The sequence below is a fragment of the Streptomyces griseomycini genome, from assembly GCF_014203535.1.
Taxonomy (GTDB): domain Bacteria; phylum Actinomycetota; class Actinomycetes; order Streptomycetales; family Streptomycetaceae; genus Streptomyces; species Streptomyces griseomycini.
In genome coordinates, this window is record NZ_JACHJI010000004.1 from 457,173 (window position 1) to 479,192 (window position 22,020).

Consider the following 22,020-nt stretch of genomic DNA (forward strand, 5'->3'; position numbering starts at 1 on the left):
GGTCCGGCGGTCCACGGGGACACGGCGACCGGGGCGACGGGGCGGTCGGGCGGTCTCAGGCCGCCCGCTCGCGCGCGTGGAGCGCCGTCGCGACCACCGTGCGGGACTGGTGCTCGACCTGGTGCTCCACGGGCACCCAGCGGGCGCGGAAGTGCACGGCGAAGGCGTCGCTCCACAGCGCGACCAGGTGCTCGAGGCGTGCCGCCGCGCGCTCGTCGGTCCCGTGCAGCGCCCGCCGCAGCATGGCCGCCGCCCTGAGCGGCACCCGTCGCGCGAACGCGTCCACGCTGCCCACGTAGGCCCTCGTGCCGTCGGCGGGCGGTGTGCGGGTCAGGTCGGCGGCCAGCCCCGGTACCAGATCCAGCCCCCAGGCGGCCGCCCTCAGCAGGGGGTCGTCGGTGTCCTCGGGCCGCAGGCGCGTGTCCCGGAGCACGCGCCGCACCTCGCCCGCGTCGCGCAGCAGCCGGTTTGCGAGCACCCGCAGCGCGGCGGCCGGCGCCGGATGCGGTGCCGGGTCGTCGACCAGGTCGCCGGCCCACATCGGAACCTCGACCACCGCGGTCAGACCGCCGTACCGGTGGGCGTGGTACCAGGTGCTGTGCCGCGCGTCGTCCGGCAGGCTCGGATAGGCCGGTCCGGCCTCCGGAGCGGGCATCACCCGCACCCCGGGACCGGACGCCGGCCAGCCCGCCGCGTCCGAGGCGCCCGTCTCCACCGGGATGTGCAGCTCCGCCGCGGACTTGGCGAACGGCTCGGCGAGTCCCGGCACGTCCCTGGTCAACTGCACCCAGCTGCCGCCCAGATCGGTGCCGTGGAGGGACACCTGGAGATAGGGCCGCAGCTCGTCGATGACCCCGAGCAGGGCACGGGTCTCGGGCGGCAGCCGGTCGGGCGGCAGCACCGACGGCGCCCACTCCGGCTGCTCCGGCCCCGCGGGACGGAAGAAACCGAGATGGTAGTCGTACAGGCTGCGCGGCGCCGACGTCACGTGGAGGCTCGCCCCGTCGGGGTCCGCGCACAGCAGGAAGTGCCACGACGTGCCGTCCCGCAGCTCCCGCTCCTGCAGGGCCCGCCGGGCCAGCGCCAGCAGCGTGCCCCCGCCGGCCGGCTCGTTGGCGTGGGCGCCGGCGACCACCAGCACGGCACGCCGGGCGTGGCCCACGGACAGCAGGTGCAGCGGCCGGCCCGCGCGGGAGACCCCCACCTGCCGCAGTACGCACAGACCGGGCCGTTGCGCGGCCAGCGCGCGGGCGGAGGAGACCAGTTCGGCCACCGTCGGATAGCACAGTTCCGGCAGCGGACTCACCCCCCGTCACCGCCGTGTGACACCGCACTGCGCAGTACCCCACGGCCACGAGGCGGTGTCAAGAGCGTGGCGGAAATGCTCCGGGGCGCCCGGGGGCACTCCACCGCCGGCCGCCGTGCGGAGGTCACTGCTGGTGCAGTCCGCGTCCCGCCAGCGTCAGGAACACCTCGCCGACCGCCTCCGAGAGCGTCGGATGCGGATGGACGTGCCGGGCGACGTCCGACGGTTCGGCGTCCCAGCCGACGATCAGCTGGCTCTCGGCGATCATCTCCGACACGTGCGGGCCCACCAGGTGCACTCCGAGCACCCGGCCGCCCCCGGCCTCGGCGACGACCTTCACCATCCCGCCCCGCCCGTGCACCATCCCCTTGGCGACGGCCGTCAGCGGCATGGTGTTCACGGCCGGCTCGTGCCCGCGGGCGCGTGCCTCCGCCTCGCTCAGGCCGACGGACGCGGTCTGCGGCGCCGAGTACGTCACCCGGGGCACGGCCGCGTAGTCGACGGGCGCCGACGGCAGCCCCGCCAGCGTCTCGGCCACCAGCAGGCCCTCCGCGAACGACGCGTGGGCGAGACCGGGCGAGGGCGGCGGCAGCAGGTCGCCCACGACGTGCACGCCGGGCACGGCCGTCTCCAGCCGGTCCCAGTCGGCCGGTACGACGAAGCCGCGCTCGTCGGTGCCCAGGCCGGCGGCGGCCAGGTCCAGCCCGTCGGTGACCGGCACCCGGCCGACGGCCACCAGGAGCCGTTCCGCCTCGACCGTACGGGCCTCGCCCCGGGCGGTGCGCACGCGCGCGCGCACGCCGTCGTCGAGCACCTCGGCGTCCAGCAGCCGGGCGCCCGTCCGCACGTCGACGCCGCGCTTCCTCAGACCGCGCGTCAGATGCCGGCTCACGTCCGCGTCCTCCAGCGGCACGATCCGGTCGGCGGCCTCCACGAGGGTGACCTCCGCGCCCATCGAGCGGTGGAACGAGGCGTACTCCACGCCGATCGCGCCGCCGCCCAGGACCAGGACGGACGCCGGCAGCCCGGGCGCGAAGAGCGCGTCGTCGCTCGTCACCACGCGCCGCCCGTCCGGCGCGAGTCCCGGGAGCGTGCGCGGGCGTGAGCCGGTGGCCAGCACGATCCCCCGGCGCGCGGTGAAGTCCTGCACGCCGTCCACCTTCACCGTGCGCGGACCGGTCAACCGTGCGCTGCCCCGCACCACCCGCACGCCCACGTGCGCGAGGTGCGCCTCCACGCCCCGGTGGTTCCGGGCCACGATGTCGTCGCGGGTGGCGACCAGTGCCGGCCAGTCCACGGCGTCCAGGGTCGCCTTCACGCCCCACCGCTCGCGCGCCTCGGCGATGCCGTCGACCAGTTCGGCGGCGTGCAGCATCGCCTTGCTCGGGATGCAGCCGCGGTGCAGACAGGTTCCGCCGACCTTGTCGCGTTCGACCAGGACGACGTCGAGGCCCAGGGCGGCGGCGCGCAGAGCGGTGCCGTAACCACCGGTGCCGCCGCCGATGACGATCACGTCGTGTGTGTTCATGCCCTCAGCCTCGGCCCGGCCCTTGCCATGAGTCCAAGGCAATGTTCTTGTGGATCCGATGCAGGACGTTCATGGCGGGGCCGGTGACGGACCGGGGGCGGGGGCGGGGATGAGCCTGCGGCAGATGGAGTACTTCCTGACCGTCGTGGAGGAGGCGTCCTTCACCCGCGCCGCCGAGCTCCTGCACGTCACGCAGTCCGCGCTCTCCCACCAGATCAAGGCGCTGGAGCGGTCGGTCGGGGGCGCGCTCCTGGAGCGCATGCCGCGCGGGGCGCGGCTCACCCCCATGGGCCGCGCGTTCCTGCCGCACGCCGAACTCGCCGTCCGCAGCGCCGCACAGGCCCGCCGCGCGGCGCGTGCCGCCGCCGGGGCCGAGGGCGGCGAACTGCACGTCGCGGCCGTGCACTCGATCGCGGTCGGCGTCCTCCCCGACGTCTTCGCCCGCTGGCGCGCCGCGCACCCCGGAGTTCTGCTGCACCTCCACGAGTACGCGACGACCGAGGCCCTGGAGGAGGAGGTCCAGCGCGGCACCGCCGACCTCGCCGTGGGCCCGGCGCCCGCCGACTGGCCCGGCACCGTCGTCGAGGTCGGCCAGGAGGAGATCGTGCTCGTGGTCCCCTTCGACGACCGCTTCGCCGGCCGCCGGACGGTGACGCTGCCCGAGCTCGCGGACCGCCCCTGGGTCCGCTGCGCCATGGAACCCGTCATCGACGGCGAGCGCTTCCTCGACTGGGCCTGCGGACACGCCGGCTTCCGCCCGCGCACCGCCGTGTTCACCGAGCACACCTCCACCGCCGTGCGGATGGCCGCGGCCGGCGTCGGCGTCTGCACGGCGCCCTCGCACATCGTGGGCGGCGCGGTCGGTGAGGACTGCGTGGTCCTCTCGCCCGACCCGCCCTGGGTCCGGGCCCTGACCGTCTTCGCGCGCGTGCCGCCCACCGGCGCCGCCGAGGCCTTCGTCGACCTGCTCAGGGAGACCTGGCCGCTCCCGGGAGCGCCTGCCGCGCCCACCGGTCCGCACGAGGTCTGCGGGGCGCCCGCACCGGTGTCCCGCTGAGAGCGGCCGCGGCCGGCGTGCGCGGGCGGTCAGCCGTCCTGCCCGGCACCGGCCCGCTCCAGCAGCGCCACCGGCCACCGCTCGAACAGCTCCGCCACGCGCGCGTGCCCGGTGAACTCCCGCCCCGGCTCCAGCACGTCGGCCCACCGCCCCGGCGGCAGCGCCAGGCGCGTGTCCCGCCAGCCGCCCGCCTCCGCCAGCCGCAGCGACAGCCGGGTGACGGCGGTGAGCACCTGCCCCGAGCGGACGAACGCCACACAGTGCGCCGCCGCGGGCCCCTCGGCGGTCAGCGGCTCGTACGACGCCGTGTCCCCGAAGGCGTCCGGCCGCCGCGCCCGCAGCCGCAGCGCGGCCCGCGTCACGGCCTCCTTGCCGCCGCCGGAGCCGCCGGAGCCGCCGGAGCCGCCGGAGCCGCCGGAGCCGCCGGACGGCTCGGGCAGTTCGGACGGCTCGGGCGGGAAGGCCACCACCCGCCGGTTGTCCGGGTCCACCAGCGCCCGGTACTCGCCCTCCGTGCCCTGGTAGACGTCGGGCACGCCGGGCATCGTCAGATGGACCAGGGCCGTGCCCAGCACGTTGGCCCGGACGTGCGGCTCCAGCGAGGCGCGCAGCGCCGCCACCTTCCCGCCCGGCGCCCCGCACGGCCCCGCCGCCACGAACCGCGCCACGGCCTCCTCGTACGGCGGTTCCTGCTCGGTCCAGCTCGTGTACAGCCCCGCCTCGCGCACGTGCTTCAGCAGCGCCCCCCGCACCCGCTCCCCGTCGGCCGGCCCCAGCCCGAACACCGTCTGCCAGGCCGCCCACGCCAGCTGGGCGTCCGGCACGCCCTCGCCGGTGCGGGTCACCTCCGCCAGGACGTCCGCCCAGCGCCGCGGGCACTCCGTGAGGACGTGCAGCGCCGCCCGCACGTCGGCGCTGCGCTTGGTGTCGTGCGTCGAGACGACCGTCCCGGTGGCCGGCCAGTCGCGCTGCACGCGCGCGCAGTACGCGTGGAACCGCTCCGGGGACACCGCCGGGGCGCCGGGGTTCCCCCCCACCTCGTTCGCCGACAGCAGCGGGACGTAGCGGTAGTACGCCGTGTCCTCGACGGCCTTGGCCCGCAGCGCCGACGCGGTCTGCGCGAACCGCGTACGGAACTCCACCTGCGCCGGCCCGTCGCCGTACCGCCCGAGCACCAGGTCCCGCACGACGTCCACCGCACCGGCCTCCTCCGGGACGACGAAGGCGAGCCGGGCCTCGGCCGCGGCCTCCTCGGTGACCACGGCGGACGCGTCCACCGAGGCGTACGGGCGGTACACCTCCAGCCGGACCAGCAGCTCCTGCAGCGCCGTCCGCAGCGCCCAGGGGGCGCGGTCGCGCAGCGCGGGCTCCGGGGAGGTCGCGCACAGCCGGCTCACCACCCGGGTCAGCCGGTCGACCTCGGTGGCCAGCTCGTGCGTGAGCACCTTGTACGCGGCCCGCCGCACGGTGGCGTCCCAGTCGCCGCCCCGGTCCGTCTGCGGGGCCGCGAACCGCCGGTACTGGCCGAGCAGCTCCCCGAACCCCGCCGGGTCCGTGAACAGGCCGTCCACGTGCCGCAGGGCGTCGTAGCCGGTGGTGCCCGCGACCGGCCAGGAGGCGGGCAGCGGCTCGCCGTCGGAGAGGATCTTCTCCACCACGGTCCACCGGCCGCCCGTCGCCTCGTGCAGCCGCCGCAGGTAGGCGTCGGGATCGGCGAGCCCGTCGGGGTGGTCGACGCGCAGCCCGTCGATCACGCCCTCCCGGAGCAGCTCCAGGATCGTGGCGTGCGTGGCCTCGAAGACCTCCGGGTCCTCCACCCGTACCCCGATCAGCTCGGAGATGCTGAAGAACCGCCGGTAGTTGAGCTCGGTGCGGGCCAGGCGCCACCACACGGGGCGGTACCACTGCGCGTCCAGCAGCTCCGGCAGCGGCAGACGGGCCGTGCCCTCCCGCAGCGGGAACGCGTGCTCGTGGTAGCGCAGCACGTCGCCGTCGACCTTCAGCCGGTCGATCTCCGCGCCGAGCGGCCCGCCGAGCACCGGCAGCAGCACCTGGCCGCCCTGGGCCTCCCAGTCGATGTCGAACCACCGCGCGTAGCCCGAGGCGGGCCCCTCGCGCAGCACCTCCCACAGGGCGTGGTTGTGGCGCGGGGACATCGCCATGTGGTTCGGGACGATGTCCACGATCAGGCCGAGCCCGTGCTCCCGCGCGGTGCGCGCCAGGGACCGCAGGCCCTCCTCGCCGCCGAGTTCCCCGCGCACGCGCGCGTGGTCCACCACGTCGTAGCCGTGCGTCGAGCCGGGCACGGCCTCGAGGACGGGGGACAGGTGCAGATGGGACACACCGAGCGAGGCCACGTACGGCACGGCCGCCGCCGCGGCCGCGAACGGGAAGCCGGGCTGCAGCTGCAGCCGGTACGTGGCCGTGGGCACCGCCGGGTCAGATTGCTCGAGGGTCATGGGAACCTACGTACCCGCCCCGCCGCCTTTCGTGTCATCGCTCGCCCCACCGAGCCACCCGTCGCCCGGACGGGTGGCCCCCGGGTGCGGTCACACCGGCCGCTGCAGCACCGTCAGGCTCCGGTCGGTCAGCGTCAGCCGGGCACCGGCCTGCACCTTGGGGCCGGTGCCCGGCGGGACGCCGTCCGCGCGGGCCGTGTCCACGACCACCTGCCACTGGTGTCCGTGGTCGACCGGCACCACGAAGTCCAGCGGCCTGGGCGAGGCGTTGAACATCAGCAGGAACGAGTCGTCGGTGATGCGCTCCCCGCGCTGCCCCGGCTCGGAGATCGCGTTGCCGTTGAGGAACACCGTCAGCGCCGACGCCCGCGCCGAGTCCCAGTCCCGCTGGGTCATCTCCGCGCCCTCCGGGGTGAACCAGGCGATGTCGGACAGGTCGTCGTGGGTGCCCTCCACCGGCCGCCCGTGGAAGAAGCGGCGCCGGCGGAAGACCGGGTGGTCCTTGCGCAGCCACACCATCGCACGGGTGAACTCCAGCAGCTGCCGGCGGACGTCCTCCTCGCCGTCCCCTGCCGGTTCCGGCCAGTCGAGCCAGGCCAGCTCGTTGTCCTGGCAGTAGGCGTTGTTGTTGCCGCGCTGGGTGCGGGCCACCTCGTCGCCGTGGCTGAGCATCGGCACGCCCTGGGAGAGCATCAGCGTCGCGATGAAGTTCCGCATCTGCCGGGCCCGCAGCCGCAGCACCTCCGGGTCGTCGGTCTCGCCCTCGACGCCGCAGTTCCAGGACCGGTTGTGGCTCTCGCCGTCCCGGTTGTCCTCGCCGTTGGCCTCGTTGTGCTTGTCGTTGTAGGACACGAGGTCGTGCAGGGTGAAGCCGTCGTGGCAGGTCACGAAGTTGATCGAGGCCAGCGGGCGCCGCCCGTCGTTCTGGTACAGGTCGGAGGAGCCGGTCAGCCGGGAGGCGAACTCCGCGAGCGCGCGCGGCTCGCCCCGCCACAGGTCCCGCACGGTGTCCCGGTACTTCCCGTTCCACTCGGTCCACAGGGGCGGGAAGTTGCCCACCTGGTAGCCGCCCTCGCCCACGTCCCACGGCTCGGCGATCAGCTTCACCTGGGAGACCACCGGGTCCTGCTGCACCAGGTCGAAGAACGACGACAGCCGGTCCACCTCGTGGAACTGCCGGGCCAGGGTCGCGGCGAGGTCGAAGCGGAAGCCGTCGACGTGCATCTCGGTGACCCAGTAGCGCAGCGAATCCATGATCATCTGCAGGACGTGCGGCGACCGCATGAGCAGGGAGTTCCCGGTGCCCGTCGTGTCCATGTAGTAGCGGCGGTCGTCGGTCAGCCGGTAGTACGAGGGGTTGTCGAGGCCCTTGAAGGACAGTGTCGGGCCCAGGTGGTTGCCCTCGGCGGTGTGGTTGTAGACCACGTCGAGGATCACCTCGATCCCGGCCTCGTGCAGCGCCTTCACCGCCGACTTGAACTCCAGCACCTGCTGGCCGCGGTCGCCCCAGGACGCGTAGGCGTTGTGCGGGGCGAAGAAGCCGATGGTGTTGTATCCCCAGTAGTTGTTCAGGCCCATGTCCACCAGGCGGTGGTCGTTCACGAACTGGTGCACCGGCATCAGCTCCAGCGCGGTCACCCCGAGCCCGGTCAGGTGCTCGATCACCGCCGGGTGCGCGAGGCCCGCGTAGGTGCCGCGCAGCTCCTCCGGCAGCCCCGGATGGCGCATGGTGAGGCCCTTGACGTGCGCCTCGTAGATCACCGTGTGGTGGTACTCCGTACGGGGGCGCCGGTCGTCCCCCCAGTCGAAGTACGGGTTGACCACGACCGACGTCATCGTGTGCGGCGCCGAGTCGAGGTCGTTGCGCCTCTCGGGTGCGTCGAAGTGGTAGCCGTACACCTCCTCGCCCCAGCGGATCGACCCGCTGATCGCACGTGCGTACGGGTCGAGCAGCAGCTTCGCCGAGTTGCAGAGCAGCCCGCGCTCGGGTGCGTACGGCCCGTGCACGCGGAAGCCGTAGCGCTGCCCGGGCATGATCCCGGGCACGTACGCGTGCCGCACGAACGCGTCGCTCTCGCGCAGCTCGATCGCCGTCTCGGAGCCGTCGTCGTGCAGCAGACACAGCTCTACTCGGTCGGCGGCCTCCGTGAAGACCGCGAAATTCGTGCCGGCGCCGTCGTACGTGGCACCGAGTGGATACGCCTCGCCAGGCCAGACCTGCATGGATACGACTCTTTCAGGTGTGCGGCGCCGGTGGGGCGCCTTGGCTCCGAGTGTCCCCGAGTGTCCCCGAAAGGGCGGGAACCACCTCGTACCCTGCCCCTCCGTCCGGCATCCTGCGCATCCGGTGCGCGGCGGCCCGCGCCGCGGGGGAGTCAGGGGGGCGCAGGGAAGGCAGGGAAGGAGGAGGAAGAGGGGGAAGCGGGGGAAGCGGGGGAAGCGGGGGAAGCGGGGCAAGCACAGAGAGCCGGGGGAACAGAGAGGGCAGAGGGAACGGGGAAAGCGGAGAGAGCTGGGGAAACAGGAGGGGCAGGGGCGCCCGGGGCGAGAGGCCGAGCGTGGCCCGTCACCGGCGGGTGAGGCGCCGGCGACGGCCGATTCCCCTCCTTCCGTGGGGTGTTGTCCTCGCCCGGCCCGGCGTCATCGCTATGAATCCGCTCACTCCCGGGGAGCACACGGGGGCGAACGGTCGGGTGGAAGAAGGAAGTTGAGAAACGACCCTGTCCATCGGGCTGCACCGCGCGCCGCATGCGGAGTACTCTCCTTGATCGTCGGGACGGGAGTGCTCGGGGGAGCGGAAGGCGGTGCGCGGGTGGGCTCGGGAGGGCTGGAGCTGCCCCCTGGTGACGAGGGTCACGAGGGGAACTCCACGGACGTCCCGCCCGGTGCGGTGTCCCTGGCACGGCCGATGGACGCGGGCTCGATCGGGCCGGAACTGGACTGGGGCGCCGACGCCTGGAGCGAGGTGCGCACCCGGGCCCAGCGGGCCGGCCGGGCGTACATCTGGCTGAACCTCGTCGAGCAGCGGCTGCGCGCGGTCGTCGCCGCCGTGCTGCGTCCCGTGTACGAGCCCGTGCACGGCGACGACTGGGTGATCGCCGCCGCCGGGCCCGCCGGGCAGGAGTGGGTGCAGCGCGCGGTCGCGGTGCGCGAGGTCAGCCGCCGCAAGGGCTATCTGCTCGACCCGGCCGACGACAACGTCCTGTCCTTCCTCACCCTGCCGCAGCTGCGCGAGCTGATGGTGCAGCACTGGCCCTGCTTCGAGCCCTACTTCGACGACCGCCGGGACGTCGAGCTCGCCCTGGACGAGCTGGAGGTCACGCGGAACGTCGTCTCCCGCAACCGTGCGCTGTCCGAGGCGGTCCTGAGCCAGGCCGAGCGGGCCTCCGCGCGGCTGCTGGAGATGCTCGGCGCCGGCGGCGACGTCCCGTCGGCGCGCCGGCTGCCCGTCGACGCGGTCGAGGACCTGGTGGGCGACCGGTACGCCGACGTCGTCGCCGTGCACCCCGACCGGGTGCGGCTGCTGCGCCAGTTCCCGGCGGAGGACATCTTCGGCGGCGCCCGCCGGCTCGACGCCCTCGGCATCGGCCTCAACCTGCTGGTGCAGAACTTCTCCGGCCGCCGCCTGGTGCGGCTGGCCGAGTCGGGCAGCCGGGTGCGGCTGCTGTTCCTGAACCCGGCCTCGAGCGCGGTCAAGCGCCGCGAGCGCGAACTCGGCATGAAACGCGGCGAGCTCGGCCGCGCCGTCGAGATGAACATCCTGCACATGCGCCGCGTCCGCGCCCGGCTGCGCGACCCCGGCGCCTTCGAGATCCAGGTCTACGACGAGACGCCCCGCTGCACGGCCTACCTCGTCGACGGGGACGGGGCGGACGGGATCGCCGTCGTGCAGAACTACCTGCGCCGCGCCCGGGGGATGGAGGCGCCGGTGCTGGTCCTGCGCAACGGGAACAAGGTGGTCAAACCGGGCGAGGTCGAGGAGGGCGGACTGTTCCCCGCCTACCGCGAGGAGTTCGAACAGATGTGGGCGGATTCGCGGCCGGTCTCGTGAGAACCCCGCACCGGCCCCTCTTGTGGGGGACTGTCCGGGCGGTGGGCGGAACGCGATCCTCTGATTGTCAGTGGTGCGTGCGAGGGTGGAGACCACTGGGGGAACGCACCACACAGAAGGGGGGCAGCCCATGGGCTGGCACCGGGAGCTGCTGATCGGCTTCGACCTGGAGACGACGGGGACCGACCCGCGCGAGGCGCGGATCGTCACGGGGGCCGTGATCGAGGTCAGGGACGGGGAGCCGGTGGGGCGCCGGGAGTGGCTGGCCGACCCGGGCGTGCCGATCCCCGCGGACGCGGTGGCGGTGCACGGCATCAGCAACGAGCGGGCGGCCGCCGAGGGCCGGCCCGCCGACCAGGTGGCCGACGCGATCGCCGGCGTCCTCACCGGCCACTGGAGGGCGGGCGTCCCGGTCGTCGCCTACAACGCCGCCTTCGACCTGACCCTGCTCTCCGCCGAGCTGCGTCGGCACGGCCTGCCGTCCCTGCGCGACCGCCTGGGCGGCACCGACCCCGCCCCGGTCGTCGACCCGTACACGATCGACCGCTCCGTCGACCGCTACCGGCGCGGCAAGCGCACCCTCGAAGCGGTCTGCGCGGAGTACGGCATCGTCCTCGACGCCGCGCACGACGCCGCCGCCGACGCCCTCGCCGCGGCCCGCCTGGCCTGCGCGATAGCCGGCCGGTACCCCAAGGTCGCGGCCCTCGGCCCGGGGGAGCTGCACCGCCGCCAGATCGAGTGGCACGCCGCGTGGGCGGCGGACTTCCAGGACTTCCTGCGCCGCAAGGGCGACGCCACCGCGATGGTCGACGGCACCTGGCCGCTGCGGGAGCCGGCGGGCGAACCGGTCTGACCGTCCCCGCCGGACCCGTCTCAGAACGGATACCAGCGGACCGTCTCGTCCCCGTCCCGCAGGGACGCCACCCGGCGTTCGAACTCGGCCAGCGCCTTGGGGTTGCCCGGCGCGTGCTGGGCGACCCAGGCGCAGCTGGCGGTCTCCCGCGCGCCGCGCAGCACCGAGCAGCCCTCCCAGGCGCGCACGTCCCAGCCGTAGGTCCCGGTGAAGGACGCGTACGCCTCCTCGGGCAGCCCGTAGCGGTCGTGGGAGAGGGCCATGACGACCAGGTCGTGCTCGCGCAGGTCGGCCGAGAAGGTCTCCAGGTCCACCAGGACCGGTCCGTCCGCCCCGACGTGCACGTTCCGGAGCAGCGCGTCCCCGTGGATCGGGCCCGGCGGCAGGTGAGGCGTCAGCGCGGCGGCGGCCGACGCGAAACCGTCGCGCCGCTCGCGCAGGTACGCCGCGTCCGCGGGGTCGATCACGTCGCCCGCGAGCCGCAGCCAGCGCTCCACCCCGCCCAGCAGATCGCGGGGCGGAAGCGCGAAGGGGGGAGCGGGCAGCGCGTGGACGAGCCGCAGCAATCCGGCCAGATCCCGGGGTTCGGCGGGCCGCACCGGTTCGGGCAGCCGGTGCCACACGGTCACCGGGTGCCCCTCGACCAGCAGCGCCTCCGGTTCGGCCGGCCGCACCGCCGGCACGCCCGCCTCGGCGAGCCACAGCGCGATGCCCAGCTCCCGGCGGGCCCGGTCCAGGAGTTCGGCGTCGCGGCCCACCTTGACGGCCAGGTCACCGGCGGCGAACACCGCGTTCTCGCCGAGCGCGAGCAGCCGCGCGTCCCGTGCCGCACCGGGCAGCACGCCCGCCGCGGCCAGTACGTCCCGCGCCCGTGCCTCGTCCATCCGTCCGCCTCCGTGTCCGTCCTCGTCGCACCGTTCGTGTCCGTGCGACCGGCCCCGCGGTCCGTGCGCGTGCGCACCACCGGGATCCGGCCATCCGCCGGCCAGTGTCGCATTCGCACAGGTCCGGCGGTGTGCGCGGTGCCTTGACGAGGCAGATCGCCTTCACGACCATGACGTGGCCCACCCGAGCCGCGCAAAGGGGGCTGATCAGGTGACATCGGTGACCGAGGTGAGGAGACCGGCGGGCCGGCCCGGTCCGGGCCGCGGGACACGGCGTGCCGTCGACCACGGACCCTGGTTCCTGGTGCTGCCCGCGCTGATCCCGATCCTCGTCCTCAGCGTCGGACCGCTGCTCCACGGCGTCCTGCTGGCCTTCACCGACGCCCAGTCCGGCCGCACCGAGCCCACCCGGTGGATCGGCACCCTCAACTTCCGGGACCTGCTGCACGACACGCTGTTCTGGGAGTCGTTCCGGATCGGGCTGGTGTGGGCGGTCGGGGTGACGGTGCCGCAGTTCCTGCTCGCGCTCGGCCTCGCCCTGCTGCTCGACCAGGACCTCAGGCTGCGCTGGCTGGCCCGCGCCCTGGCGATCGTCCCGTGGGCGATGCCCGAGGTCGTCGTCGGCATCATGTGGCGACTGGTCTACAACCCGGACGCCGGCGTCCTCAACGAGACCCTGCGCGACCTCGGCCTCGGCGGCGACCGGGACTGGCTCAGCGGCCTGGCGACCGCCCTGCCCGCCGTGATCGTCGTGGGGGTGTGGGCGGGCATGCCCCAGACGACGGTCGCGCTGCTGGCCGGACTGCAGAACACCCCGCGCGAGCTCCACGAGGCGGCGGCCGTGGACGGCGCCGGCGCCTGGCGCCGCTTCCGCACGGTCACCTGGCCCGCGATCCGCCCCGTCGCCCTCGCCATCACCGCGCTCAACCTGATCTGGAACTTCAACTCCTTCGCCCTGGTCTACGTGCTGACCAGCGGCGGCCCCGGCGGACGCACCCGGCTGCCCATGCTCTTCGCCTACGAAGAGGCCTTCCGCTACGGGCAGTTCGGGTACGCGGCGGCGATGGGCTGTGTCATGGTCGCCGCGATCTCCGTCCTGCTGGCCGTCTTCCTCGTCGGCCGCCTGAAAGGAGGTGACCGCGCATGAGGACCGGCAGGGGCGCCCGCGCCGGCCAGTACGCCGCGCTGCTCGCGTATCTCGTCTTCCTCGCCTTCCCGTTCCTCTGGCTGGTCTCGACGGCGTTCAAATCGCCGCGCGAGCTGGGCAGCCTCCACCCCGCCTGGATCCCGGACGACCCCACGCTCGCCAACTTCCGCCAGGCCTTCGACGAACAGCCGCTGCTGCACGCCGCCCTCAACTCGCTGCTCGCCGCGCTCTCGGCGGCGCTGATCGCCGTCGTCGTCGCCACCCCGACGGCGTACGTCATGGCCCGCCGGCGCTCCGCGCTCGCCCGGGCCGCGACCGGCTGGGTGGTGGTCAGCCAGGCGTTCCCGTTCGTGCTGCTGATCATCCCGCTGTTCCTGGTGCTGAAGAACCTGCGGCTGATCGACTCCGTGCCCGGACTGGTGATGGTGTACGTGGTGTGGGCGCTGCCCTTCGCCCTGTGGATGCTCACCGGGTACGTCCGTGCCGTACCGGCCGAGCTGGAGGAGGCGGCGGCGGTCGACGGGGCCGGGCGGCTGCGGACCCTGGTGTCGGTGACCGCGCCGCTGCTCGCGCCGGGCATCGTGGCGACCGCGCTGTTCGCGTTCGTCACCGCCTGGAACGAGTTCTTCTTCGCCCTGGTCCTGCTCAAGACCCCGGAGAAACAGACCCTGCCGGTCGTCCTCACCCACTTCATCGGTGCCGAGGGAGTCGCCGACCTCGGCCCGCTGGCGGCCGCCGCGTTCCTCGCGACGCTGCCCTCCCTGGTCGTCTTCGCGATCATCCAGCGGCGGATCACGGGCGGCATGCTCGCCGGGGCGGTGAAGAGCTGATGCGGACCAGGATCCTCGGGGCGGCCCTCGCCCTCGCCCTGCTCCTGGCGGGCTGCTCCTCCGGCGGCACCCGCGACGACGGCCGGATCGTCCTGCGCTTCCAGTCCCTGGCCTGGCAGCAGGAGTCGGTCGAGGCCAACAGGGAACTGGTGGCGGAGTGGAACGCCACCCACCCGGACGTCCGGGTCGAGTACGTCCAGGGCAGCTGGGACAGCGTCCACGACCAGCTGCTCACCGCCTTCGAGGGCGGCGAGGCACCCGACATCATCCACGACGCCTCCGACGACCTCGCCGACTTCGCCTACGGCGGCCACCTCGCCGATCTCACCGGCCTGCTGCCCGAGCGGCTCACCTCCGGCATCCCGCGGCGCAGCTGGGAGACGACCACCTTCGGCGACGGCGTCTACGGCGTGCCCTTCCTCCAGGAACCGCGGGTGCTGATCGCCAACACCGCCCTCCTGGAGGAGTCCGGCGTCCGCGTCCCCACCCCCGAGCACCCCTGGAGCTGGGACGAGTTCCGGCAGGCGACCGAGCGGCTCAGCGGCGACGGACGGTACGGGGTGGCCTGGCCGCTCAAGGAGCCCGTGTCCGCCACGCTCAACCTCTCCCTGTCCACGGGCGGCCGGCTCTTCCACCGGGGCGCGGACGGCAAGGTGACCGTGCGGTTCGAGGAGGGCGACGAGGTGGTGCCGCGCACCGTCCACGCGCAGGTGAACACCGACCGCAGCGCCTCGCCCACCACGCTCGGCAGCGGCGGCTCCGACACGCTCCCCGGCTTCTTCGCCGGCAAGTACGCGATGGTGCCGCTCGGCTTCTCCTACCGCCAGCAGATCGTCCAGCAGGCGCCCGAGGGCTTCGCCTGGCGGGTGCTGCCCGCCCCGGCCGGTGCCGGCGGACTCGCCCAGGGCGTCAGCCCGCAGACGCTCTCCATCGCCGAGGACTGCCCGCACAAGGAGGAGGCCGCCGCCTTCCTCGACTTCCTGCTCCGGCCGGAGAACATGGTCCGCCTCGCCCTCGGCGACTGGATGCTGCCCACCGGCACCGAGGCCCTCGCCGATCCCGCCCTGCACACCGCCGAGCACGGCTGGGCCACCGGCACCGCGCTCGCCGCCCACCTGCGCCCGGCACCCGCGCAGACGGTGCGGGGCTATCCCGAGTGGAAGGACAAGGTGGCGACGCCGGCCCTCCAGGAGTACTACAGCGGGGCGATCGGACTCGGCGAGCTGCGCGAGCGGCTGGAGGAGGACGGCAACCTCGTGCTGGCCCGCTACCAGCGCTGAGCGCCGGCCCGCCGAAAACCCGTTGCGCGCGGTCACGGGGGACGCCTAGCGTCCCCCTCGTGGCAGCGTTCGACGCGATCTTCGACTCCGGTCCCGGCCGGGGCTGCACGCACTCCGTCCGGATGCGTCGTGGCCCCGGAGCCCTGACCGGCCCGGGGAGCTCCGCCCGCTGATCCGGCGCGGCGGTCGTCGCACGCCTCCCTCCTCCCTCCTCCGTCTTCCGGTCAGGGCCTTCGTCCGCCCTTTTCCGTCCCGGAAGACAAGGACCGCAGGCCATGGCCCGCCCCACCGCCACCTCGCGCGCGCTCTCGCAGAACTTCCTCGCCGACCGCGCGACCGCCGAACGATTCGCCCGCCTCGCCGTCCCGCACGGCGGCCCCGTCCCGCTGCTGCTCGAAGTCGGCGCGGGCAGGGGCGCCCTGACCGGCCCGCTCGCCCGGCGCTGCCGGGAACTGCGGGCCTACGAGATCGACCCCCGCCTCGTCCCCGTTCTGCGCGACCGCTTCTCCGGCGCCCCGCACGTGCGTGTCGTCGGCGCGGACTTCCTCGCCGCGCGCCCGCCGCGCACGCCGTTCTCCGTCGCCGGGAACGTGCCGTTCTCCCGCACCGCGGCCGTCGTCGACTGGTGTCTGCGCGCACCCCGGCTCACCGACGCCACCCTCCTCACCCAGCTCGAGTACGCCCGCAAGCGCACCGGGGACTACGGCAGCTGGACCCTCCTCACGGTGCTGACCTGGCCCCGCTACGAGTGGCGGCTGCTCGCCCGGGTCGGGCGGCGCTCCTTCCGCCCCGTGCCACGGGTCGACGCCGGTGTCGTCCGCATCGAGCGCCGCCGTGCCCCGCTGCTCGACGCCGCCGCGTCCGGCGGCTGGCGGCGCCTGGTCGAGCTGGGCTTCTCCGGGGTCGGCGGCTCGTTGCACGCGTCCCTGTGCCGGGGGTATCCCCGGCGGCGGGTGGACGCCGCGTTCCGGGCGGCACGGCTGGATCCGGGGGTCCTGGTGGGCGAGGTGGCGCCGGAGCGGTGGCTGCGGCTGCACGAGGTGCTGGACCGGTGACCGCAATCCTGTTGCACGAGACGTCTCGTCTCGCCTATGGTCGGGGCATGACCAGTCCCGCTCACATCGCCATGTTCTCCATCGCCGCCCACGGCCACGTGAACCCCAGCCTGGAGGTGATCCGCGAGCTCGTCGCGCGGGGGCACCGGGTGACGTACGCGATCCCGCCGCTCTTCGCGGAGAAGGTCGCCGAGACCGGCGCCGAACCCCGCCTGTGGAACTCCACGCTGCCCGGCCCCGACGCCGATCCGGAGGCCTGGGGCACCACGCTGCTGGACAACGTCGAGCCGTTCCTCGACGACGCGATCCAGGCGCTCCCGCAGCTGATCGAGGCGTACGAGGGGGACACCCCCGACCTCGTCCTGCACGACATCGCCGCCTACCCGGCGCGCGTGCTGGCCCACCGCTGGGGCGTGCCCGCGATCTCCCTCTCGCCGTGCATGGTCGCTTGGGACGGCTACGAGCAGGAGGTCGCCGAGCCGATGTGGGAGGAGCCGAGGAAGACCGAGCGGGGGCGGGCCTACTACGCCCGCTTCCAGGCCTGGCTGGAGGAGAACGGGATCACCCAGCACCCCGACCCGTTCACGGGCCGCCCCGCCCGCTCGATCGTCCTGATCCCCAGGGCGCTGCAGCCGAACGCCGACCGGGTCGACGAGAGCGTGTACTCCTTCGTCGGGGCCTGCCAGGGCGACCGCGGCGCCGAGGGGGAGTGGCAGCGCCCGTCCGGCGCCGAGAAGGTCGTGCTGGTGTCGCTCGGGTCGGCGTTCACCAAGCAGCCCGCCTTCTACCGGGAGTGCGTCGAGGCCTTCGGCGACCTGCCCGGCTGGCACCTGGTGCTCCAGATCGGCAGGCACGTCGACCCCGCCGAGCTGGGCGACGTACCGGCGAACGTCGAGGTGCGCTCCTGGGTGCCGCAGCTCGCGGTCCTGAAGCAGGCCGACCTGTTCGTCACCCACGCCGGGGCGGGCGGCAGCCAGGAGGGGCTGGCCACCGCCACGCCGATGATCGCCGTCCCGCAGGCCGCGGACCAGTTCGGCAACGCCGACGTGCTCCAGGCGCTCGGCGTCGCCCGGCACGTCCCCGCCGACGAGGCGAGTGCCGAGACCCTGCGGAGCGCGGCCCTCGCCCTCGTCGACGACCCGGAGGTCGCCCGCCGGCTGAAGGAGATCCAGGCCGGCATGGCCGAGGAGGGCGGCACCCGCCGGGCGGCCGACCTGATCGAGGCGGAGCTGCCCCGGCAGCGTTGACGCGGCCGCGGGCAGTCGTGCCGCTGGGGCGCCTCCCCGGAGGGGGTCCCCCGCTCGAGCGAAGCCGGGAGCGGGGGAGGGCGGGCGCCGGGGGTGCCCCCTTCGGGGAGGCGCCCCCGAGAGCGCCGGGCAGCGCACCCCGCCCCCGGCCCGCGACGGGTCCCCCGCCCGCGGAGCGGGCCCGGCGGAGAACCGCCGGGCCCGCTCCGCGCCTACCGGATCACACCGGCACCCGCTTGTCCTCGTCGTCCCGCGCCACCGGCGGCGCCACCGCCTCCGGCGACTCGTCGTGGGTCAGGTCGGGCATCCGGTGCAGCCACTTCGGCAGGTACCAGTTGCGCTCGCCGAGCAGCGCCATCACCGCCGGCAGCAGCACGCCCCGGATGATCGTCGCGTCGATGAGCACCGCCGCCGCGAGGCCCACGCCCATCTGCTTCATGGACTGCATGGACAGCGTCCCGAAGATCGCGAACACGGCGACCATGATGACCGCGGCGCTGGTGACCACACCGGCCGTGGTGACCACGCCGTGCCGGATCGCGTCCCGCGTCGTACGGCCCCGCATCCGGGCCTCGCGGATCCGGGAGACCACGAACACGTGGTAGTCCATCGACAGGCCGAACAGGATCACGAACAGGAACAGCGGCAGCCAGGTGATGATCGCGCCGACGCCCTCCGCGCCCACCAGGGACGCGCCCCAGCCGTGCTGGAAGACGGCCACCAGGATGCCGTACGCGGCGCCCACCGACAGCAGGTTCAGCACGATCGAGGTGATCGCGATCGTCAGCGAGCGGAAGGACAGCAGCATCAGCAGGAAGGCGAAGACCACGACGAAGGCGAAGACCGGGACGACGGAGCCGACCAGCTGGTCGTTGAAGTCCTTCGAACCGGCGACCTGACCGGTGATCGGCGCCTCGACGCCGTCCACCTTCCCGAGCGTGGCGGGCCGCACCTCGTCGCGCAGCGTGTCCAGGCTCTCGCCCGCCTCGTCCTGGTCGGAACCGCCGACCAGCGGGACGTAGACGAAGGCGACGTTCTGCCGGTCGTGCAGCTTGATCTCGACCGGGCCGCGCGAGGCGCCCGAACTGATCGCCCGCTCACGGAAGTCGGCCAGCGCGGACTTCACCTCGGGAGCGTTGATGTCGTCGGCCCTGACGACCACCTCGGCCGGCTCGGAGCCGCCCGGGAACGCCTCGTTGACCCGGTTGTACGTCTGCACGATCGGCAGCGAGTCGCCGAACTCCTGGTCCAGGGTCAGGTTCTGGGTCTTCATGCCGACCGCGGGAGCCGCGACCGCGAGCAGCGCACCGGTCGCCACGACGGCGGCGAGGACCGGCCTGGCGAGCACGCGGTCGAGCACGGCCCCCCAGAACCGGCTGTCGTTGCCGCCGCCGGTGCGCCGCTTGCGCAGGAACGGCACGCGGCCCTTCTCGACCCGCTCGCCCAGCAGCGACAGCAGCGCCGGCAGCACGGTCACGGAACCGACCATGGCGACCGCCACGACCATCAGCGAGGCCAGGCCCATCGCCTCGAACTCGGCGAGCCCGGTGAACAGCATGCCCGCCATGGCCACGCACACCGTGACGCCGGAGACCACGATCGCCCGGCCGCTGGTCGCGGCGGCGATCCGCAGCGCCGTCTGCGCGTCCCGGCCGGCCGCCCGCTCCTCACGCTCACGGCGCAGGTAGAACAGGCAGTAGTCGACACCGACGGCCAGGCCGACCAGCAGCATCACCGAGTTCGCGGTCTCGCTCATCGGCTGCAGGTGGCTGACCAGGCCCATCAGACCCATCGTCGCCATGATCGCGGTGATCGCCAGCGCCACCGGCAGCAGCGCCGCCACCAGCGCGCCGAACGCGATCAGCAGGATGCCGAGGGCCACCGGCACCGCCGAGTACTCGGCCTTCTTGAAGTCGTCGCCGAACGCGTCGTCGAACGTCTTCATCATGCTCGCGCCGCCGATCTCCTCGATCCGCAGCGACCCGTGGTCCTCCTGGACCTCCTCCACGGCGTCCAGCACCGGCTCGACCCGCTCGCCCGCGGTGTCGGAGTCGCCGCGCACGTCGAACTGGACCAGCGCGCTGCGCCCGTCCTTCGAGATCGTCCCGCTCTCGTACGGCGACGTCACGTCCGTGACCTCACCGGTCTTCTCCACGGCCGCGACGACCGCGGTGACGGCGGCCCGGAACTCGGCGTCCGTGGCCGTGACGCCCTCGTCCTCGGCCTGGACGAGCACGGTCTCGCTGGCCGGCTCCTCGATCCCGGCATCCTCGATGATGCGGGCGGCGGTGCTGGTCTCCCCCTTGAGCTGGTCGCTGTCGCCGACGTCGACCCGGCCGGCGGCCGACCCGAGCCCCATCGCCAGCACCACGAACAGCACCCAGATGCCGACGGCCGCCCAGCGGTGCCGGGCGCTCCAGCCGCCGGCCCGGGCGGCGAGGCCCCGTACCCGCGAATCTCCGTTCCCCATGACGGATTCGCTCCCTCGTGTACGGCAGCGACCTCCTGCCGCCACCTTCCGACTTCTCGAAGGTATGGGCCGGACAAGGCCATCTCGTCGTACTGCCCGGTGAAGCCCGCGGGACCGGAGTCATCCCCTCGGCGCCGGTCACCTCCCCACTGGGGAGGACATCGGCCCCTTACATCTAAATGGGGCCGTCGGGGACGTTGATCGGGATTTGTCTTTTCACAGGTTTGTTGAATAAGTCACAGGTGCGTGCAGAGACGCGTGTACCGGTTGCCCGCGCCCCGCCGTTCCGCCAGAGTTTCGGCCATCCGCCCGCGCGGACCCGGCCGTCGTGCCCACCCCCACGGGGCACGACGGCCGCCCTATGGTGTGTTCATGGCGACGACATACGCGGCGCTGCTGCGCGGCATCAACGTGGGCGGCAGCAGGAAAGTCCCGATGGCCGGCCTGCGCGCCCTGGTGGAGGGCCTCGGACACGACGGGGTGCGCACCTATCTCCAGAGCGGTCAGGTGGCGTTCACCTCCGGGCACGGGGACGAGGAGTCGCTGGCCGCCGAGCTCGCCGCGGCGATCGAGCGGCACTTCGGCTTCGGCGTCGACGTGATCGTGCGCGACCACGCGTACCTGAAGGCGGTCGCCGACGCCTGCCCGTTCCCGGCGGCCGGACTGGAGGCCAGGCAGCTTCACGTCACCTACTTCTCCGCGCCCGTCGACCCCGAGCGCTTCGCCGGGATCGACCGCGCGGCCTTCCTCCCCGAGGAGTTCCGCCTCGGCGACCGCGCGCTCTACCTGCACGCGCCGAACGGCCTGGGCCGCTCCCCGCTCGCCGAGCAGCTGGGCAGGCCCCGCGTCACCAAAGGCGTGATCGCCACCACCCGCAACTGGAACACCGTGCTGAAACTCGTGGAGATGACCCGTGGCTGAGGAGACGGCCGCTCCGGAGGCCGCCGTCGAGGGCGAACCGCGCCTGCCGGACCCCGAGGTCCGCCGTTCACCCGACCGCGTGGCGGACCTGCTGCGCCCCGCTTCCGCTCCCCTCCGGCGCGGGGTGACCCGCCGCAGGCCGCCGTGGGCGGGGTACGAGAGGGGTCCTGCTCCGGGTGTCCCCGTCGTCGCGCCCTCGTCCGTGCCGCAACGCTGAACCCCGCCCCGGGGACTGGACCAGCGACAGCGCGCCGAAGTGGGCCAGGGCGGCGTACCGCGTCCCGCATACGGTCGACGCCATGACGAACGCCGACGCCGTACCCACCCGTGTCGACTGCTGCTTCGACCCCGCCTGTCCCTTCGCGTGGATCACCTCCCGCTGGCTGCTGGAGGTCGAGCGGGAACGCCCCCTCGACCTCCGCTTCCGCGTGATGAGCCTCTTCCTGCACAACCTCGGCAACGACCTGCCCGACTGGTACCGGGACCTGGTCGACCGGTCGGTCGGACCGGTCCGGGTGGCGGTGGCCGCCGCCGAGCGGCACGGCGAGAAGGTGCTGCGCGACCTGTACACCGCCTTCGGCACCCGCATCCACGAACGCGGCGCCGAGGACTTCGCCACCGTGGTCGCCGAGTCCCTCGCCGCGCTCGGCCTGCCCGGCGACCTGGCCGCCGCCGCGCACGACCCGGCGTACGACGACGCCGTGCGCCGCAGCCACGAGGCGGGCGCCGAACCGGACTCGGGCGCCTACGTGGGGACGCCCACGATCCACGTCGACGGGGCGGTGTGGTTCGGCCCCGTGCTGCGCGCCGTCCCCCGGGGCGAGCGGGCGGCCGAACTCTTCGACGGCTTCCGGGCCCTGGCCGCCCACCCCGACTTCTTCGAGCTGAAGCGGACCCGGACGGGCGGCCTGTCCTTCGACTGAGGACGCCGG

17 protein-coding genes are annotated in these 22,020 nt (G+C 73.9%); 11 read left to right on the forward strand and 6 right to left on the reverse strand.

The window, feature by feature from the left end:
* Positions 1-55: 55 nt before the first annotated feature.
* Both FHS37_RS13795 and lpdA read right to left on the reverse strand, forming a co-directional pair.
* The gene (locus tag FHS37_RS13795) at positions 56-1,306 is read right to left on the reverse strand and encodes a M14 family zinc carboxypeptidase (RefSeq protein WP_184820773.1); all 1,251 of its coding nucleotides are present in this window, start codon (positions 1,304-1,306) and stop codon (positions 56-58) included.
* A gap of 124 nt (positions 1,307-1,430) precedes the next feature.
* The gene (gene lpdA / locus FHS37_RS13800; protein ID WP_184820775.1) at positions 1,431-2,834 is read right to left on the reverse strand and encodes a dihydrolipoyl dehydrogenase; all 1,404 of its coding nucleotides are present in this window, start codon (positions 2,832-2,834) and stop codon (positions 1,431-1,433) included.
* Positions 2,835-2,943: 109 nt separating this feature from the next.
* On the opposite strand from lpdA, the gene FHS37_RS13805 reads away from it, so the two are divergent.
* Entirely contained in the window at positions 2,944-3,891 is a 948-nt protein-coding gene (locus FHS37_RS13805; RefSeq protein ID WP_184821133.1) for a LysR family transcriptional regulator, read from the forward strand.
* 29 nt (positions 3,892-3,920) lie between these two features.
* Here the strand turns inward: FHS37_RS13805 and treY are convergent, their stop codons facing one another.
* Positions 3,921-6,350, reverse strand: a complete 2,430-nt coding sequence (gene treY / locus FHS37_RS13810; protein WP_184820777.1) for a malto-oligosyltrehalose synthase — start codon at positions 6,348-6,350, stop codon at positions 3,921-3,923.
* Positions 6,351-6,440: 90 nt separating this feature from the next.
* On the reverse strand, positions 6,441-8,573 hold the full coding sequence (gene glgX / locus FHS37_RS13815; protein ID WP_184820779.1) for a glycogen debranching protein GlgX: 2,133 nt from the start codon (positions 8,571-8,573) through the stop codon (positions 6,441-6,443).
* A 559-nt stretch (positions 8,574-9,132) separates the two neighbouring features.
* On the opposite strand from glgX, the gene FHS37_RS13820 reads away from it, so the two are divergent.
* On the forward strand, positions 9,133-10,401 hold the full coding sequence (locus tag FHS37_RS13820) for a DUF5919 domain-containing protein (protein ID WP_184821135.1): 1,269 nt from the start codon (positions 9,133-9,135) through the stop codon (positions 10,399-10,401).
* A 130-nt stretch (positions 10,402-10,531) separates the two neighbouring features.
* Positions 10,532-11,254 carry a 3'-5' exonuclease gene (locus FHS37_RS13825; RefSeq protein ID WP_184820781.1) on the forward strand — a complete coding sequence of 241 codons (723 nt, stop codon included), beginning with the start codon at positions 10,532-10,534 and terminating at the stop codon, positions 11,252-11,254.
* Positions 11,255-11,274: 20 nt separating this feature from the next.
* On the opposite strand, the gene FHS37_RS13830 is transcribed toward FHS37_RS13825, so the two are convergent.
* Positions 11,275-12,138 (reverse strand): phosphotransferase enzyme family protein, encoded by an 864-nt coding sequence (locus tag FHS37_RS13830; protein ID WP_184820783.1) that lies wholly within the window; start codon positions 12,136-12,138, stop codon positions 11,275-11,277.
* Between the two features lie 211 nt (positions 12,139-12,349).
* On the opposite strand from FHS37_RS13830, the gene FHS37_RS13835 reads away from it, so the two are divergent.
* The 5 genes from FHS37_RS13835 (at position 12,350) to FHS37_RS13855 (ending at position 17,697) form a co-directional block, all read left to right on the forward strand.
* Positions 12,350-13,285, forward strand: coding sequence for a carbohydrate ABC transporter permease (locus FHS37_RS13835; protein ID WP_184820785.1), 936 nt, complete (start codon positions 12,350-12,352; stop codon positions 13,283-13,285).
* Complete coding sequence (locus tag FHS37_RS13840) at positions 13,282-14,115, forward strand: carbohydrate ABC transporter permease (protein WP_184820786.1); 834 nt, start codon at positions 13,282-13,284, stop codon at positions 14,113-14,115. The genes FHS37_RS13835 and FHS37_RS13840 overlap by 4 nt, the downstream gene beginning before the upstream one ends.
* Positions 14,115-15,395 (forward strand): ABC transporter substrate-binding protein, encoded by a 1,281-nt coding sequence (locus FHS37_RS13845; protein ID WP_184820787.1) that lies wholly within the window; start codon positions 14,115-14,117, stop codon positions 15,393-15,395. The genes FHS37_RS13840 and FHS37_RS13845 overlap by 1 nt, the downstream gene beginning before the upstream one ends.
* Before the next feature lie 275 nt (positions 15,396-15,670).
* Positions 15,671-16,450 carry an ErmE/ErmH/ErmO/ErmR family 23S rRNA (adenine(2058)-N(6))-methyltransferase gene (gene erm / locus FHS37_RS13850; RefSeq protein WP_184820788.1) on the forward strand — a complete coding sequence of 260 codons (780 nt, stop codon included), beginning with the start codon at positions 15,671-15,673 and terminating at the stop codon, positions 16,448-16,450.
* 47 nt (positions 16,451-16,497) lie between these two features.
* Positions 16,498-17,697 carry a glycosyltransferase gene (locus FHS37_RS13855; protein ID WP_184820789.1) on the forward strand — a complete coding sequence of 400 codons (1,200 nt, stop codon included), beginning with the start codon at positions 16,498-16,500 and terminating at the stop codon, positions 17,695-17,697.
* 220 nt (positions 17,698-17,917) lie between these two features.
* Here the strand turns inward: FHS37_RS13855 and FHS37_RS13860 are convergent, their stop codons facing one another.
* The gene (locus FHS37_RS13860; RefSeq protein ID WP_184820790.1) at positions 17,918-20,167 is read right to left on the reverse strand and encodes an MMPL family transporter; all 2,250 of its coding nucleotides are present in this window, start codon (positions 20,165-20,167) and stop codon (positions 17,918-17,920) included.
* 372 nt (positions 20,168-20,539) lie between these two features.
* On the opposite strand from FHS37_RS13860, the gene FHS37_RS13865 reads away from it, so the two are divergent.
* The 3 genes from FHS37_RS13865 (at position 20,540) to FHS37_RS13875 (ending at position 22,011) form a co-directional block, all read left to right on the forward strand.
* Positions 20,540-21,088 carry a DUF1697 domain-containing protein gene (locus FHS37_RS13865; protein WP_184820791.1) on the forward strand — a complete coding sequence of 183 codons (549 nt, stop codon included), beginning with the start codon at positions 20,540-20,542 and terminating at the stop codon, positions 21,086-21,088.
* A complete protein-coding gene (locus FHS37_RS13870; RefSeq protein ID WP_184820792.1) occupies positions 21,081-21,305 on the forward strand; it encodes a hypothetical protein in 225 nt (74 codons plus the stop codon). The genes FHS37_RS13865 and FHS37_RS13870 overlap by 8 nt, the downstream gene beginning before the upstream one ends.
* An 82-nt stretch (positions 21,306-21,387) precedes the next feature.
* The gene (locus FHS37_RS13875) at positions 21,388-22,011 is read left to right on the forward strand and encodes a mycothiol-dependent nitroreductase Rv2466c family protein (protein WP_184820801.1); all 624 of its coding nucleotides are present in this window, start codon (positions 21,388-21,390) and stop codon (positions 22,009-22,011) included.
* The last annotated feature ends 9 nt before the right edge of the window (positions 22,012-22,020 follow it).

What these genes read in the sequence shown, in the direction of transcription:
- lpdA (WP_184820775.1), bottom strand. Translation starts at nt 2,834, where the DNA reads ATGAACACACACGACGTGATCGTCATCGGCGGCGGCACCGGTGGTTAC.
- FHS37_RS13805 (WP_184821133.1), top strand. Translation starts at nt 2,944, where the DNA reads ATGAGCCTGCGGCAGATGGAGTACTTCCTGACCGTCGTGGAGGAGGCG.
- treY (WP_184820777.1), bottom strand. Translation starts at nt 6,350, where the DNA reads ATGACCCTCGAGCAATCTGACCCGGCGGTGCCCACGGCCACGTACCGG.
- glgX (WP_184820779.1), bottom strand. Translation starts at nt 8,573, where the DNA reads ATGCAGGTCTGGCCTGGCGAGGCGTATCCACTCGGTGCCACGTACGAC.
- FHS37_RS13825 (WP_184820781.1), top strand. Translation starts at nt 10,532, where the DNA reads ATGGGCTGGCACCGGGAGCTGCTGATCGGCTTCGACCTGGAGACGACG.
- FHS37_RS13830 (WP_184820783.1), bottom strand. Translation starts at nt 12,138, where the DNA reads ATGGACGAGGCACGGGCGCGGGACGTACTGGCCGCGGCGGGCGTGCTG.
- FHS37_RS13840 (WP_184820786.1), top strand. Translation starts at nt 13,282, where the DNA reads ATGAGGACCGGCAGGGGCGCCCGCGCCGGCCAGTACGCCGCGCTGCTC.
- FHS37_RS13845 (WP_184820787.1), top strand. Translation starts at nt 14,115, where the DNA reads ATGCGGACCAGGATCCTCGGGGCGGCCCTCGCCCTCGCCCTGCTCCTG.
- erm (WP_184820788.1), top strand. Translation starts at nt 15,671, where the DNA reads ATGGCCCGCCCCACCGCCACCTCGCGCGCGCTCTCGCAGAACTTCCTC.
- FHS37_RS13855 (WP_184820789.1), top strand. Translation starts at nt 16,498, where the DNA reads ATGACCAGTCCCGCTCACATCGCCATGTTCTCCATCGCCGCCCACGGC.
- FHS37_RS13860 (WP_184820790.1), bottom strand. Translation starts at nt 20,167, where the DNA reads ATGGGGAACGGAGATTCGCGGGTACGGGGCCTCGCCGCCCGGGCCGGC.
- FHS37_RS13865 (WP_184820791.1), top strand. Translation starts at nt 20,540, where the DNA reads ATGGCGACGACATACGCGGCGCTGCTGCGCGGCATCAACGTGGGCGGC.
- FHS37_RS13875 (WP_184820801.1), top strand. Translation starts at nt 21,388, where the DNA reads ATGACGAACGCCGACGCCGTACCCACCCGTGTCGACTGCTGCTTCGAC.